Raw genomic sequence first — 14,973 nt, 5'->3', positions numbered from 1 at the left:
GTAATGCCGCGGCGACGGTGGTGGAAATGGCCCTCGGAGCGCTGGTCGCCGCTGTTGTAGCCGCTGTCGGGCTCTTTGCTTTCGGCCGAGTGCAGTGGCCGGCGTTCACCTCTTCCAATGTCACGCAGGCCGTCACGACGGTGCTGCAGGTGCTCTGCATCGCAGTGGTCGGTGTTGCGGTTCTGATGTTCCGCGCCCGCAAGGCCGAGCGGGTCGCAAAACTCCTCTCGTGGGCCGGGCTCTCCGGCTTCGTCACCACGACGCTCGGACTTCCCCTGGCCGCGACGAGTCTGTATCTGCACGGCGTCTCGGTCGATCAGCAGTTCCGGACCGAGTACCTGACCCGGCTGACGGATTCTGCTGCGCTGCAGGACATGACGTACGTGGATCTGCCGCCGTTCTACCCGGCCGGCTGGTTCTGGATCGGTGGACGCGTCGCGAACCTGCTGGGAATGGACGGCTGGGAAGCCTTCAAGCCTTATGCGATCGGCTCGTTGGCTGTCGTCGCCGTCGTTGCACTCGTGTTGTGGACCAAGCTGATTCGACGCGATTGGGCCGTCGTCGCGGCATTGGCCGTCACTGCCGTCGTGTTGGCGTACAACTCCCCCGAGGCGTACGGCGCCGTCATCAACCTCCTGATCCCGCCGGTTCTGATCCTCGCGTGGGGTGCATTGGACCGGCCGGGGGCATCTCGATTTGCCGGAGCCGGCGCAATACTCGGGACGGGCCTGTTCCTCGGTTTCGCCGCAACGGTCTACACGCTCTATCTCGGATTCGCCGCGTTCGCAGTGACTCTGATGGCAGTGGTGGCCGCAGTACTTGCCGCACGCGCCCAGAACACGTGGAAAGCCGCACTGGGCCCCCTCGTCAGGCTCGCCGTGATCGCGGTGATCTCCGGCCTGGTGGCTCTGACCGTCTGGACGCCGTACCTGCTGAAGGCACTCTCCGGTGCCACCGCAGAGTCCGGCACCGCAATGCACTACCTCCCCGATTCCGGTGCGGTACTGCCCTTCCCGATGCTGAGCTTCACCCTCGTCGGTGGACTGTGCCTACTCGGCACGATCTGGCTGATTTCACGGTTCCTGTTCTCCCGCCGCGCCCGAGCACTCGGTATCGGTGTCATTGCCGTGTACCTGTGGGCACTGCTGTCCATGACGTTCACCGTCGCCGGCAGTACGCTCCTCGGCTTCCGACTGGAGCCGGTCCTGATCGGACTCCTTGCCGCCGCCGGTGTGTTCGGTTTCTTCGAGTTCGCCGGTTGGATCGTGCTGGCCACCAGCGAAAATCCTCGCGTCAAAGCGGTACTGGTTGCACTCGGTGTCATCGGAGCCATCGCCTTCGCGCAGAACATCCCGCAGGTGCTGGCGCCGGATATCGCTGTGGCATACAGCGATACCGACGGCAACGGCGAGCGCGGGGACAAGCGACCCCCGGGTGCCGAAGCCAATTACGCCGACATCGACCGGATCATTCGCGAGCAGTTGGGACGCGAACCCCATGACACGGTGGTCCTCACTGCCGACATCGGCTTCCTCAGCTTCTACCCGTACTTCGGCTTTCAAGGACTGACGTCGCACTACGCGAACCCGCTCGCCGATTTCCGTGCGCGCGCCGCGCTGATCGAGCAGTGGTCGGAACTGAAGACGCCTGACGAACTGATAGCTGCGCTGGACTCGGCGCCGTGGCGCAGCCCCGACGCCTTCGTCTTCCGCCAGGGCGCCGACGGGTACACGCTGCGGTTGGCAGAGGACGTCTACCCCAACGACCCGAACGTCCGCCGCTACACGGTCACGTTCCCCAAGGAACTGTTCGACGATCCTCGTTTCACCGTGACCGAGCAGGGGCCGTTTGTGGTCGTTACCCGCTCTGACGCAATCTAACCAGGAGATACGTCACAAAAGGCTTACCGTCGGGGTCGTTGACGCGACCCCGACGCACCCCTAACTTCATACCGTGCCCCGAACCGATGCCCGAGCGGCGATGATCGATGCAGCCGAGCGTCTGGTTGCCGAGCGAGGTCTGGCCGCTCTGACTCTTCGTGATGTTCAGACCGAAGCCGGGCAGGCCAACAAATCGGCTGCGCAGTATCACTTCGGGTCACGTGAAGGTTTGCTGGCGGCCGTCGTCGAGTCCAGAATGCGACCTGCCGGTGAGCGTCGTCGTGAGTTGCTCGACACGATCGATCTCGACGCGAATCCACCGACGATGCGTGCCCTCGTCGAGGCTCTCCTCCTGCCGTTGGCGGAACAGACCATCTACCGCGAGGGCACGTTGTACGCGCGGTTCCTGGTGCAGTCGATCTTCGACCCGGCGATGTCGTCGACTATCCGTGACCACATGCAGGCCGAGAGTTTCCGCGAAGTTCAGCGGCGGATAGTCGCTGCGTCCTCGTTACCGGCAGAGATCGCCGAACTTCGGGCGGGAACTCTGACCGTGCTCACCGTCGTCACTTTTGCCACGTGGGAAGGCCGCGTCGACAGCCGCGAACGTGCTCACGTGATCGTTGCCGACCTGATCGAAAGTTGCCTCGGAGCACTCTCGGCCCCGGCTGCGCAAATCTGACACGCTGTCCGGCGAGTTTGTTTCCGAAACTGCCGGGGTACTCAGCCCCTCCAAGCGCAGTCGAGCAAACGGCCGCATCAACCACCGGCGGGGTAGGTGATGACAGTGAGCGAACTCGTTGCGCAAAGCCGCGAGCTTGTACCGCATCGTGCAGTTCTCGATTCCGCAGAGCATGTTCTGGTCATTGCGCGCGGCAAACCGTTCGGGCGCGAGCAGGCTTTCCATGAAGTGTTGAGCGTCGCGATTCGCAATCGCATCGAAGTACTCACTCTGGCAAGGGCTCTCATCGACGTGTCCGAGTCCCGCGACTACCGCGCGATCCCGACCGACACCGCGCACACCGTTGCGGTGCTCGAATGGGGCGAGCTACTCGAGATCCCCACCGAACACCACGAGAAGTCCAGGGCCGAGTCATCCGAGGACGTCGATGAATCGAGTGAACCCGACGATCCGATCGAACCCGAGTATCTGGTCGAGACCGACGTGGGCGGACGGGTCGTCTTCGTCGCCCTCGCGTTCACGATCGGCGGGATAGTCGGATTCTTCGCGCACGACTGGGCACTTCTGCTTCTGATCACCGCCGTGTACCTCGTGTGGATCGCGGCACGGTTGGTCGCGAAACTCGTCAGTGTTTCCCGTAGTGCCCACTGGGCGGACGCTTCGCCGATTCGTGGCGCCGATTCGACCACACGGAACACGGAAAACTCCCACCATCACGCTGTTGCAGCGTGACGGCGGGAGCATCCGCTTTCGCTAAAGCCTCTGCGGTACACCGTAAGTGACGACGGTATCGCCATTCGACGTGACAGCCTTCGCGTACGGCCTGATGGTCACCGGACCGATGGCTCCCTGTACGTAACCGTGAACTCCGGACAGACGGACCGCGGCTTCGGGACCGTCAAATGTCTGATCCTCGAGCAGCGCGACGTCGGTGATTCCGCCGGGCGCCAGATCGACGTCAAGTTCCTGCGACGGAATGATGTCCCCGCCGAGAATGACGTGATTCGTGAAGTCCACGCCCAGTGCCGGGTCTGGGATGAGTCCGATGCCGATGTCGGTGCCACTGTCGATCGCCCAGTCGAGACCGGGACTGTTGAGAACGACCGTCGCGCCGGTCAGCGCGATCGGGTAACCGATCTGATAGCCGATCGTCAGCTTCGTTCCGGTGAAACTTGCTGCATCCGGGCCGTCGATCTTCACGCCGGCAACCCCGTCGTGGAAGAACTCGACACTCAGCGGTGAGCTGTCGAGAGGTGGAAAGACGTGGATAGCGGTATCAGCCTGATAGACCTCTATCCGATTTCCTTTGACGTCGGTGATCGAACTGGTGTTGTCGACGCCTGCCGACGCCGTCCCACCCCCCAGGACAACGGCCAACAGGGCCACTGCTCCTACTGCGCTACTACGAACTGCTGTCTTCGACATGCACAAGCACCATCCCATCCGGTATAGGCCCCGGACGTAGGTTCCAACTCTTCGTCGAGGATGGGATTCGTCGGGGCTGCCTGAACAAACGCGAGCAAGATCCTTGTTGCGATACCCCGGTCACGAACCCGTCAAACGGTGCACGAAAACATTACTTTCCGGACAAGTCGGGCGGACCGGTTTGTCCCGCTGACTGCGCCCGCTCGCGGACGCGAACCGTTTTGTTCGTTACTCTGACAGTGGAAGTTATCGAATCGAGACCTAAGTAGGCCACCCCGAACTTCTGAGATCGCCACTTCAGGGATGGGCGCCAGAACCGAAAGGCACCGACTGCATGACCGAGACCTTGCCCGACGTCCAACTGCTCGAAGAAGCACGTCCAGGGCGAGTCCGTTCAGCAGTGCGGCGCTCGGTCGTCCAGCGCGGTCGTCTGGTCGACCTCGCGATCATGGCGACGTTCACCGTCGCGGCGATCTACGTGATGTCCAACCTGTGGAGCGATCTGCAGTCCGGCTATCTGTTCAACGCGGGCCGCGACCAGGCCATGTGGGAATGGTTCTTCGCCGATACCGCTCACGCCCTCGCCCAGTTCCGCAGCCCACTGTTCAGTGACCTGCAGAATTATCCACTCGGCGTGAACCTGATGGCCAATACCGCGATGTTCGGCATCAGTATCCCGTTGGCCCCGATCACGCTGATCTTCGGACCGACCGCCACGTATGCGATCGGGCTGACCGCCGGCCTCGGCGGCACCGCCATCGCTTGGTACTGGGCATTCTCGCGGCACGTACTGACCGGAGTCTCCGTCCGCTCCAAGGTCGCCGCCGCCGTCGGAGCGGGGTTCTGCGGATTCGCGCCCGCCATGATCTCGCATGCCAACGGCCACCCGAACTTCGTCGCGTTCTTCGTACTTCCGTTCATATTCTTGCAGGTAGTGCGCATTTCGAACGGCAAGCGTCCGGTTCGCGACGGTGTCGTCCTCGGCCTACTCGTCGCCTGGCAGATCTTCCTCGGTGAAGAACCGCTCCTCATCTTCACGATGTCAGCCATGGTGTTCGGCGCCGCCTATGCACTGCCCGGCCTGGCCAAGTCGCGCCAGGCGATCAAGCGCGCGATGCCCGGCCTCGTGATCGGCGGCGCGGTCACACTCCTGATCACTGCGGTGCCGCTGTGGTCGCAGTTCTTCGGCCCAGCGAGCTACGACGGCGTCTCACACGGTCAGGCAGGCAACGACACCGCTGCACTCACCACGTTCCCGACCGAATCGGTTGCGGGCGACCCCGAGGGCGCGGAGTTCCGAATGAACCCGACCGAGGAGAACGCGTACTTCGGATGGCCGCTGGTGCTCCTGCTTCTCGGTGCAACGGTGTGGCTGTGGCGCATCCGCCTGACCCGCGCGGCTGCCGCCGTGATCGTGGTCATGGGTGTGCTCTCACTCGGTTCCGAACTGACCATCGACGGTGACAAGACCGGCATCACTCTGCCGTGGAAACTCCTCGCCGACCTGCCGTTGTTCGAATCGGTGCTCGAATCCCGATTCGCGATGGGCGCGATTCCGGCGATCGGGCTGCTGCTCACCCTCGGCACCTACCGCGCTTTTGTCGAACTTCGTGGACCGCGCCGCACGGCAGCCGGTGTCTGGCTGGTGGCTCTCGCCGTCGCGATGATTCCCCTGATCCCGACCCCCATTGACGCCGATCAGCGATCTGCGACGCCCGAATTCATCACCAGCGGCTCGTGGGAGAACTACGTCAGCGACGGCACCGTGGTGACGGTTCCCGTCGCGAGCGCCGAAGACGCCCGCGCACTGAGCTGGCAGGTCGACGCCGACTTCGGTTTCCCCATCGCCGGCGGGTACTTCGTCGGCCCGGATTCGAAGACCCGCGCCGGAATCTACGGCGCCGAGTCCCGGCCCACCTCGACCCTGCTGGTCAATGCCAAACAAACCGGCAAGGTCCCGTTGATCGACGTGGGCACCAGAGCGAACGCACTGACCGACCTGCGGTACTGGCACGCCGACGTACTGGTGCTTCCCCGATTCTCCGGCGACGACGCCCTGCGCCACACGGTCGACGAGCTGGTCGGCTTCGACGCCAAGCACGTCGACGACGTGTGGGTGTGGGACGTACGAGACCTCGTGAGCGGCAAGACCTCCAACCAGAGCTGAGCGGGTTGATCAGCGGGTCATGATCACCGGACCGTCTTCGGTGATCGCGACCGTGTGCTCACTGTGCGCAGCCCGGGCGCCCGAAACGGTACGAAGGGTCCACCCGTCGGCGTCGTGCCGGTAGTCGTCGGTTCCGTCGGCGATGAGCATCGGTTCGATGGCGATGACCAGGCCGGGACGCAGCCGGAAGCCTTTGCCTGCTCGACCTTCGTTGGGCACGTCCGGGCCTTCGTGCATCTCGCGGCCGATGCCGTGCCCACCGTGATCGGCCAGCATGCCGTACCCGCGGCCACGCGCGTAATGTCCGATCGCGGCACCGATGTCGCCCAATCGGTTTCCGGGCTGGGCAGCGGCAATGCCACGGGCAAGTGCCTCATCGGTCGCGTCGATCAGTGCCTGATCCTCACTGCTCCCCCGCCCGACAGTGAAGCTGATGGCGGAGTCACCACACCAACCGTCGAGTCTCGCGCCGCAGTCGATGCTGACCAGGTCACCGTCGCGAAGCCGGTACTCATTCGGGATACCGTGCACCACAGCATCGTTCACACTCGCACAGATGGCGCCTGGGAACGGCGTCGGTGCCGTTGCCGGCCGGTAGTTCAAGAACAGCGCCGAGGCGCCGGCCGCCGAAATAACCTCCGCGGCAACGGCGTCCAATTCGAGCAACGTCACCCCGACGCTTGCCGCCTCACGCGCCGCAGCCAGAGCCTGCGCCGTGATTCTCCCAGCCGCCGCCATCGCGTCGATTTCCCCTGCGGTCTTGATTTCGACCATTTCGAACACCTTCCTTGTCGAATAACTATACCGGTATTACTATAAGCACATGGTGCGCGTACCGCTGACGGCGGAAGAACTCGAACGAGGACTACGACTGGGTGAACTCCTGCGATCTGCACGGGGAGACCGAAGCATGGTTCAGGTAGCGCTCGATGCCGGCATCTCGGTCGAAACGCTGCGCAAGATCGAAACCGGACGCATCGCGACACCCGCCTTCTTCACCATCAGCGCGGTCGCGGAAGTGTTGGGTATTTCACTCGACACCATTGCCCGAACACTTGAAACACCACAATCCGAACAGGAAGTTGCATCCTGAGTAGTTCTCTCAGGATGTGCGGGCCCACACTCGCCTAACATCGTTCCTTGTGCCGTCTGAAGTAGTAGTGCCCCCGAAACCCGTGCCCACTGGCCCCGAAGCTCCCCGAGAATCGGATTCCCAGCGAGTCCGGACGGCACGACTCATCGCGATAGTCACCGGCCTTCTTGGCCTGCTTCTTGCACTCGCGACGCCCTTCCTGCCCGTCAAGCAGGAAGCCGCGAGCATCGACTGGCCGCAGGGTGGGACCGTCAACAGCGTTTCGTCGCCGCTTATCTCCTACTCGCCCACATCGCTCGACATCAGCATCCCCTGTTCCACTCTCGGCCAGTTGGGCGGCAGCGGCGGCACACTGCTCTCGACCATGCCGAACGGGGCGCCGGACCGAAACGCCCGCGGCCTCACCGTCCGCACCACTGCCGACCGCCTCGAAGCACTCACCCGCGATTCGGTGCTGATCTCGACCCCGCTCGATCAACTGAACGGGTGCACGGCGATCACCATCACGACCAACTCCGAGCAGACCGTCGCGGCGGTCACCGGAATCGACGGCGTCGGCACCACCCTGACCGGTGACTACCGCCCACAGGTTGTCGGCATCTTCACCGACCTGCAGGGCGCAGCGCCCGCCGGACTGTCCGCCCACATGGACGTCGACTCCCGGTTCTCGTCCAGCCCCACACTTCTCAAACTGTTCGCGATGATCGTGGCGGCACTCTCGACCATCGTCTCGCTGTACGCACTGCACCGGATCGACGGCGTCGACGGCCGTCGTGCGCGGCGGTTCCTGCCGGCGCGATGGTGGAAGTTCACCGGCATCGACGCCCTGGTTATCGGCACGCTGGCGCTGTGGCATGTGTTCGGCGCCAACACTTCCGACGACGGTTACCTGCTCGGCATGGCCCGAGTCTCGGAGCACTCCGGGTACATGGCTAATTACTTCCGCTGGTTCGGAGTCCCCGAAGCGCCGTTCGGTTGGTACTACGACGTGCTGGCGCTGTTCGCGAAGGTCAGCACCGCGAGCATGTGGATGCGCCTGCCCGCGTTGATCGCCGGCATTCTGTGCTGGATGGTCATCAGCCGCGAGGTGATACCGCGACTCGGTGTTGCGGTGCGCCGCAACAAGGTTGCCATCTGGACGGGCGGGCTCGTGTTCCTGGCCTTCTGGTTGCCGTACAACAACGGCCTGCGTCCCGAGCCCATCATCGCCCTGGGCGCTCTGCTCACGTGGTGCTCCATCGAGCGCGCCATCGCCACCGGACGTCTGTTGCCCGCCGCGATGGCCGTGCTGATCGCCGCATTCTCGTTGGCCGCCGGGCCTTCCGGGCTGATCGCGATCGGCGCGTTGATCGCCGGTGCCCGGCCGATCCTGCAGATCCTGATCGCCCGCGGCAAACGCGTCGGCTTCCTGTCCCAGATCATGCCGATTCTCGCCGCCGGAACCGTGGTGCTCGTCGCGGTCTTCGCAGATCAAACCCTCGCGACAGTTCTCGAATCGACCAGAGTGCGAACGGCCGTCGGGCCGAACGTTCCGTGGTTCGAGGAACGGTTGCGTTGGGACGCACTGATGACCATCTCCCCCGACGGCTCACTGGCCCGCCGCTTCGGCATGTTCGTCATGATCGTCGGACTCGTCTTCTGCGTCATGATGATCCTGCGCAAGGGCCGGATCCCCGGCACCGCGATCGGGCCCTCGCGCCGAATCCTCGGCATCGTGTTCGCGTCGCTGCTCCTGATGCAGTTCACCCCCACCAAGTGGACTCACCACTTCGGTGTGTACGCCGGTCTGGCCGCCACGGTGGCCGTCCTCGCTGCCGTCGGTGTGAGTGCGTCGAGCATGCGTTCCAAACGAAACCGCGCGCTGTTCGCCGCGGGCATCCTGTTCATCCTCGCTGTGGCGTTCACGAGCTCCAACGGCTGGTGGTACGTCTCGAGTTACGGCGTCCCGTGGTGGGACAAGCCGCCGTCAATCGCCGGCAAGGGATTCTCGACGGCCTTCCTCGGCCTCACGATTCTCGCGCTGCTGCTGGCCGCGTGGTACCACGTCATGGAGCCGCGCCGGCGAAACGGCACGGAGGACAGCGTCAAGAAGACCAGGCGACTCCGCCTTCTCGCCCCGTCACCGTTGACCATCGCGGCCGGAGCGGTCGTGCTGTTCGAGGTGCTGTCCCTGCTCAAGGGCGCGGTCGCGCAGTACCCCGCGTATTCGATCGGCAAGTCCAACATCGAATCCGTCTTCGGCGGAAGCTGCGGTCTCGCGGGTGAGGTACTCGTCGAGTCCGATCCGAACGCCGGCGTTCTGCAATTGACGGATCGGCCCACCGATCTCGCCGGCGCGGGTGCATTCGGTGCGAGCGAATCAACCGGGTTCTCGCCGGACGGGGTTGCAGGCGACCTCACGGCCGACGCAGAAGACTCGACGGCAGGCAGTGCAAACAGCCTCGACACCTCGACCTCGCAGTCCGGCACCACCACGCCGGGAACCGGATCCGGCACCGCCGGTGGCTCGCAGTCGACGGCCGGCGTCAACGGCAGCAACGTCGCGCTCCCGTTCGGGCTCGACCCCGCAAAAACCCCGGTGCTCGGTAGTTACGGAGCACCTCAGAACGCGTCACTGACCACCGGTTGGTATTCACTCCCCGAGCGCAACGACGCCGCACCGCTCCTGACCGTCGCGGCCGCCGGACGCATCCGCTACGTCAACTCCGACGGCATCGTCACCCCCGGCGCAGTGCTGCAGGTCGAGTACGGCAAGAAGCAGGCAGACGGGAGCGTCGACGCACTGGGACGTGTCGATCCGATCGACATCGGCCCGTCGCCGTCGTGGCGCAACCTGCGCGTTCCGATGGATCAGCTGCCCGCCGACGCCGACACCGTGCGTCTGGTGGCCAGTGACACCGACATCAGCGCCGACCAGTGGCTGGCGCTCACACCGCCACGAGTGCCGACCATGCGCACGCTGCAGGACGTCGTCGGATCCACCGATCCCGTGCTGATGGATTGGGCTGTCGGTCTGGCCTTCCCGTGCCAACGTCCGGTGGATCACCTGTACGGCGTCGCCGAGATCCCCGACTGGCGCATCCTGCCCGACCGCATCGGCGCGGAGTCCACCAACGCCTGGCAGGACCACTACGGCGGCGGACCGCTCGGCTGGACTACCGAACTGCTCTCGGCCAGGGCATTGCCGACCTATCTGGACAACGACTGGGATCGTGACTGGGGATCGCTCGAGCAGTACACACCGCTCGATTCGGACGCGGTTCCCGCGCAAATGAACGTCACCACAGAGACCCGATCGGGCACCTGGACACCGGGCCCGATTCGTTACCAGTCGTAACTGTTACGCGTGGACCTACCAACCACCCAGGCACGGTAGGTCCACGCTCAGCCCTGACATACCATCGGTAGCCGTGCCCGACGCCGTGACAGCTTCACCTCAGACTTCGAGTTCGCCGCCTCCTGCTGGTCAGGATGCCCGCGAGCGTTTCCATCGCACGCGATGGGTCGCGATCATCGCCGGCTTGCTCGGCTTCGTGCTCGCACTGGCAACTCCGCTGCTTCCCGTCGTGCAGACGACGGCTTCGGTCAACTGGCCGCAGAACGGAGTGATCGGCGACGTCGAGGCACCGCTGATGGCGCAGGTTCCCATCGACGTCAACGCATCGATCCCCTGTACCGCGGTCAGCTCGCTGCCGGAGGGCGGCGGCATCTTGCTGTCGACGGCACCTGCACAGGGCGACGGCGCGGCACTGTCGTCGATGTTCGTCCGGGTGTCCGCGACGAGCGTCGACGTGCTCGATCGCAACGTCGTCGTCGCTTCGGCGGCACGCGAGGACGTCGAGTCCAGTCGCTGTGGCGCCATCGCGTTCAGCTCTGACGTCAACCGAACCACGGCAGAGTTCGTCGGACTGACCTATCCCGACGGCAACCCGATTCGTGGCCAGCTCGACGGTGACTTCCGCCCGCAGGTGGTCGGCGTCTTCAGCGACCTGCCCGACGGCGCTGCCCCCGAGGGCCTCGGCTTCTCGATGACGATCGACTCACGTTTCTCCTCGAGCCCCAGCGTCTTGAAGCTGGTCGCGATGATCGTGGCCGTCCTCTCGACCATCGTCGCGCTGGTCGCCCTGGCTCGCCTCGACGGCACCGACGGCCGCAAGCACCGACGCTTCCTGCCCGCACGCTGGTGGAAGTTCTCCGGTATCGACGGAGTGGTGGTCGGCACGCTCGTCGTGTGGCACTTCATCGGCGCGAACACCGCCGACGACGGTTACCTCCTCACCATGGCCCGAGTCTCACCGGACGCGGGATACATGGCCAACTACTTCCGTTGGTTCGGCGTTCCCGAGGCCCCGTTCGGCTGGTACTACGAAGTGCTGGCCGTGATGGCGAAGATCTCGACCGCGAGCCCGTTCATGCGTCTGCCCGCTCTGCTCGCCGGAATCCTCTGCTGGATGGTCATCAGCCGCGAGGTCGTCCCGCGTCTCGGGCGGGCGGTTCGCCGGAGCAACGTCGCCCTCTGGACCGGCGGTCTGGTGTTCCTGTCCTTCTGGCTGGCGTACAACAACGGTCTTCGCCCCGAACCCATCGTGGCTCTCGGCGCACTGCTCACCTGGTGCTCCATCGAGCGCGCCATCGCCACCGGACGTCTGCTGCCCGCGGCCACGGCAATCTTGATCGGCGCCTTCACTCTTGCCGCCGCACCCACCGGATTGATGTGTATCGCAGCCCTTCTCGCCGGTGTGCGCCCGTTGGTGCGCATCGTCGTCAAGCGTCACCGACTGGTCGGCACCCTGCCGCTTCTCGCTCCGATCGCCGCTGCCGGAACCATCGTGCTGGTGGTCATCTTCGCCGACCAGACCTTTGCCGGCGTCATGGAAGCAACGCGCGTCCGAACGATCATCGGCCCCAATCTCGAGTGGTACCAGGACTTCCTGCGCTACTACTACCTCTTCGTCCAGACGGTCGACGGCTCGGTTGCCCGACGCTTCGCGTTCTTGACGATGATCCTGTGCCTCTTCACGACGCTCTTCGTGTTGTTGCGCCGCGGCCGCGTCCCCGGCGCGGCCACCGGTCCGTCGTGGCGCCTGGTCGGCGTCGTCTTCGGCACGATGTTCCTGATGATGTTCAACCCCACCAAGTGGACTCACCACTTCGGTGCGTACGCGGGCATCGCCGGTTCTCTCGCCGCGCTGACCGCCGTGGCCGTGTCCGCGTCCGCCCTGCGCTCGCGTCGTAACCGGTCGGTGTTCGTGGCCGGACTACTCCTGATGCTCGCGTTGACGTTCGCCGGCATCAACGGCTACTGGTACGTCTCGAGTTACGGCGTGCCGTGGTTCGACAAGACCATCTCCTACGACGGCCGTGAATCCAACACCCTGTTCCTCGCGCTCTTTGCTCTCGCCTTGGCCTTTGCCGCCTGGCAGTACCTGCGTGAGGGATTTGCCGCCCCGCCCGAGAAGCCGAACACGGCCAAGGGCAGACGAATTCGCAAGTTCGCGGCCGCTCCCCTCACCGTGATTGCCGGTCTGATGGTCCTGTTCGAGGTGCTCTCGCTACTCAAGGGTGCAGTGTCGCAGTACCCGGCGTACTCGCTGGGCCGAAGCAACGTCGAGGCACTCGCGGGCAAGACCTGCGGCATGGCCGAGGACGTTCTGGTCGAGACCGACGTCAATTCCGGGAATCTGCGGCCTCTGACCGCTCCCGGATTCAACGCCGAGGATCCGTTGTCCGGCGTTGGTTCGAAGGGCTTCTCCCCCAATGGGGTTCCCAGCGATCTGACTGCGGATTACATCGAAGTCAAGCAGGGCATGGGCAATACCGACAGCCAGAGTGTCGGTCCCACCTTCGCCACCGGTTCCGGCGCCGGAACCAGCGGCGGCACCGGCAACGTCGGCGTCAACGGCAGCACGGCCAAGCTCCCCTTCGGCCTCGATCCGTCGAAGACACCGGTCATGGGCAGCTATCAGCCCGGTGTGCAGGAACCTGCTTCCCTCATCTCGAGTTGGTACGGATTGCCCACTCGCAGTGAAGAATCACCGCTGGTGGTCATGTCCGTCGCCGGGCGTGTGTGGTCCGTCGACAACACCGGTGCGATCACGTACGGCCAGTCACTTCTGGTCGAGTACGGCAAGACTCAGCCCGACGGGACCGTGCAGGTTCAGGGTTCGTACATGCCGCGAGACATCGGACCCGCGCCGTCGTGGCGCAACGTCCGTATCCCGATCGACGAACTCGCGCCGGACGCCGACGCCGTTCGGGTGGTCGCGTTCGATCCCAACCTCACGGGCGATCAGTGGATGGCATTCACGCCGCCGCGCGTGCCCAAGCTCGAGTCCCTGAACTCGTACATCGGCAACGAGCAGCCGGTGCTCCTGGACTGGGCTGTCGGCCTTCAGTTCCCGTGCCAACGTCCGTTCACACATCAGAACGGCGTGGCCGAGATGCCGAACTTCCGCATCCTCCCGGACCGTCCTCTTGCGGTCAGTTCCACCGACACCTGGCAGTCCGCGGACAACGGTGGCCCGCTCGGATTCACCGAGGTTCTTGCCGGTGCGACGACGGTTCCTACGTACCTGAAGGACGACTGGGCGCGGGACTGGGGATCACTCGAGCGCTACGACCGGTACTTCCCGAATGCTGTTCCGGCAGAGGTGGAGACGGGCACCGCAACCCGCTCGGGCATGTGGATGCCCGGCGAGATGCGAGTGCACTAGCCTGCGCTACCTACTCGGGTGACTGCTCGGGTGCGACGTACGGAGACGGCCGAGACCGCTCCGACAACGACGACGCACCCGAGTAGTTGCCCAACGCCTGGCCGTTCGCCGAGCAGCACGACCGCCAGCAGTACGGCAAGTACCGGTTGCATGAGCAGGAGCGTCGCGCCCACCTCGGCGGGAAGCCGAGGGAGCGAGTTCCCCATCAGCATCCAGCCGAACACCTGGCCGACCAGTGCCAGTGCCGCGAGCCAGCCGAACGCTTCCCAGCCCGGGACGAAATCGATCCGGCCCCACAGTGATCCGATGACGGACCCGGCGATGCCCGCGGACGTCGTCGAGATCAACACCTGGCTCGCTGCCCGATCCGCCTCGCCCGTCCGGCCGACCACGAAGATGTAGCCGCCGTAGGCGATTCCGGAGACGAGCGAGAGCGCCGTTCCCCACAGCAAGTCGTCGCCGGTTCCCCCACCTCCGAACACGCCGCCCGCCAAGGCGATTCCCGTGAACATGAACGGCAGGGCGAAGACGAACCGCATCGGCACCCGATGGCCGAACACCAACCAGGACAGTGCGGGCACCACGACCACCTGCACGTTCACGACGACGCTCGCCATCCCCGCGCCGATCATCAGAATCGACTGCGACCACAACGCGAAATCCAGTCCGAGCAGCAGACCGCCGAGCACCTGCAGAACGACTGCCCGCCGGCTCGGCTTGCCCACCCGGCGGTACTCCCGCCACGCCAACCACAACAGCGGCGGCAGGGCCAGGAAGCAACGGAAGAAGACGGCCGTCGAGGGCCCGACATCAGCCAACTTGATGAGGAGCGAACTGATCGAGATCGCGGCTGCGCCTCCGACGACGAGCAATCGAGGGTCGATGCGCCCCCGAGGAGTTCGGGTGGGTGTCGGTGTCTGCGCGGTCGCGGAGGTCAGAGTGGTCACTCGACAATGTTCCTGCCGCTAACTATTCAGCACAAGCAAATGTTCAGACCGTATATTCGGTAGCAT

The 14,973-nt window shown here is 64.7% G+C and carries 10 protein-coding genes; 7 read left to right on the top strand and 3 right to left on the bottom strand.

The window, feature by feature from the left end:
* Window positions 1-26 precede the first annotated feature (26 nt).
* From BH682_RS01275 to BH682_RS01265, 3 genes are all read left to right on the top strand, one after another.
* Window positions 27-1,880, top strand: a complete 1,854-nt coding sequence (locus BH682_RS01275; protein WP_075835100.1) for a galactan 5-O-arabinofuranosyltransferase — start codon at window positions 27-29, stop codon at window positions 1,878-1,880.
* 73 nt (window positions 1,881-1,953) lie between these two features.
* Entirely contained in the window at window positions 1,954-2,562 is a 609-nt protein-coding gene (locus BH682_RS01270; RefSeq protein WP_223304560.1) for a TetR/AcrR family transcriptional regulator, read from the top strand.
* A 99-nt stretch (window positions 2,563-2,661) separates the two neighbouring features.
* Complete coding sequence (locus BH682_RS01265; protein ID WP_223304561.1) at window positions 2,662-3,294, top strand: hypothetical protein; 633 nt, start codon at window positions 2,662-2,664, stop codon at window positions 3,292-3,294.
* Between the two features lie 21 nt (window positions 3,295-3,315).
* Here the strand turns inward: BH682_RS01265 and BH682_RS01260 are convergent, their stop codons facing one another.
* The gene (locus tag BH682_RS01260) at window positions 3,316-3,987 is read right to left on the bottom strand and encodes an MspA family porin (protein WP_223304562.1); all 672 of its coding nucleotides are present in this window, start codon (window positions 3,985-3,987) and stop codon (window positions 3,316-3,318) included.
* Between the two features lie 334 nt (window positions 3,988-4,321).
* On the opposite strand from BH682_RS01260, the gene BH682_RS01255 reads away from it, so the two are divergent.
* Window positions 4,322-6,154 (top strand): glycosyl transferase, encoded by a 1,833-nt coding sequence (locus BH682_RS01255; protein ID WP_075831814.1) that lies wholly within the window; start codon window positions 4,322-4,324, stop codon window positions 6,152-6,154.
* Window positions 6,155-6,163: 9 nt separating this feature from the next.
* On the opposite strand, the gene map is transcribed toward BH682_RS01255, so the two are convergent.
* The gene (gene map, locus BH682_RS01250) at window positions 6,164-6,928 is read right to left on the bottom strand and encodes a type I methionyl aminopeptidase (protein ID WP_075835096.1); all 765 of its coding nucleotides are present in this window, start codon (window positions 6,926-6,928) and stop codon (window positions 6,164-6,166) included.
* A gap of 49 nt (window positions 6,929-6,977) precedes the next feature.
* Between map and BH682_RS01245 the strand changes: the two genes are divergently transcribed.
* The 3 genes from BH682_RS01245 (at window position 6,978) to BH682_RS01235 (ending at window position 13,960) form a co-directional block, all read left to right on the top strand.
* A complete protein-coding gene (locus BH682_RS01245; protein WP_003943854.1) occupies window positions 6,978-7,247 on the top strand; it encodes a helix-turn-helix domain-containing protein in 270 nt (89 codons plus the stop codon).
* 82 nt (window positions 7,248-7,329) lie between these two features.
* Window positions 7,330-10,584, top strand: a complete 3,255-nt coding sequence (locus tag BH682_RS01240; RefSeq protein WP_075831812.1) for an arabinosyltransferase domain-containing protein — start codon at window positions 7,330-7,332, stop codon at window positions 10,582-10,584.
* A 73-nt stretch (window positions 10,585-10,657) separates the two neighbouring features.
* Entirely contained in the window at window positions 10,658-13,960 is a 3,303-nt protein-coding gene (locus BH682_RS01235) for an arabinosyltransferase domain-containing protein (RefSeq protein ID WP_075831810.1), read from the top strand.
* Here the strand turns inward: BH682_RS01235 and BH682_RS01230 are convergent.
* Complete coding sequence (locus tag BH682_RS01230) at window positions 13,957-14,907, bottom strand: DMT family transporter (protein ID WP_075831808.1); 951 nt, start codon at window positions 14,905-14,907, stop codon at window positions 13,957-13,959. The genes BH682_RS01235 and BH682_RS01230 overlap by 4 nt on opposite strands.
* Window positions 14,908-14,973: the final 66 nt, after the last annotated feature.

Origin of the sequence: Rhodococcus sp. YL-1 (assembly GCF_001942025.1) — a bacterium.
In the GTDB taxonomy this organism is placed as follows: domain Bacteria; phylum Actinomycetota; class Actinomycetes; order Mycobacteriales; family Mycobacteriaceae; genus Rhodococcus_F; species Rhodococcus_F qingshengii.
This window is presented reverse-complemented; position numbering and strand designations above follow the sequence as displayed.

Excerpts from the sequence above, each read along its gene's own strand:
- BH682_RS01275 (WP_075835100.1), top strand. The coding sequence starts at position 27 with ATGGCCCTCGGAGCGCTGGTCGCCGCTGTTGTAGCCGCTGTCGGGCTC.
- BH682_RS01265 (WP_223304561.1), top strand. The coding sequence starts at position 2,662 with ATGACAGTGAGCGAACTCGTTGCGCAAAGCCGCGAGCTTGTACCGCAT.
- BH682_RS01260 (WP_223304562.1), bottom strand. The coding sequence starts at position 3,987 with ATGTCGAAGACAGCAGTTCGTAGTAGCGCAGTAGGAGCAGTGGCCCTG.
- BH682_RS01255 (WP_075831814.1), top strand. The coding sequence starts at position 4,322 with ATGACCGAGACCTTGCCCGACGTCCAACTGCTCGAAGAAGCACGTCCA.
- map (WP_075835096.1), bottom strand. The coding sequence starts at position 6,928 with ATGGTCGAAATCAAGACCGCAGGGGAAATCGACGCGATGGCGGCGGCT.
- BH682_RS01245 (WP_003943854.1), top strand. The coding sequence starts at position 6,978 with ATGGTGCGCGTACCGCTGACGGCGGAAGAACTCGAACGAGGACTACGA.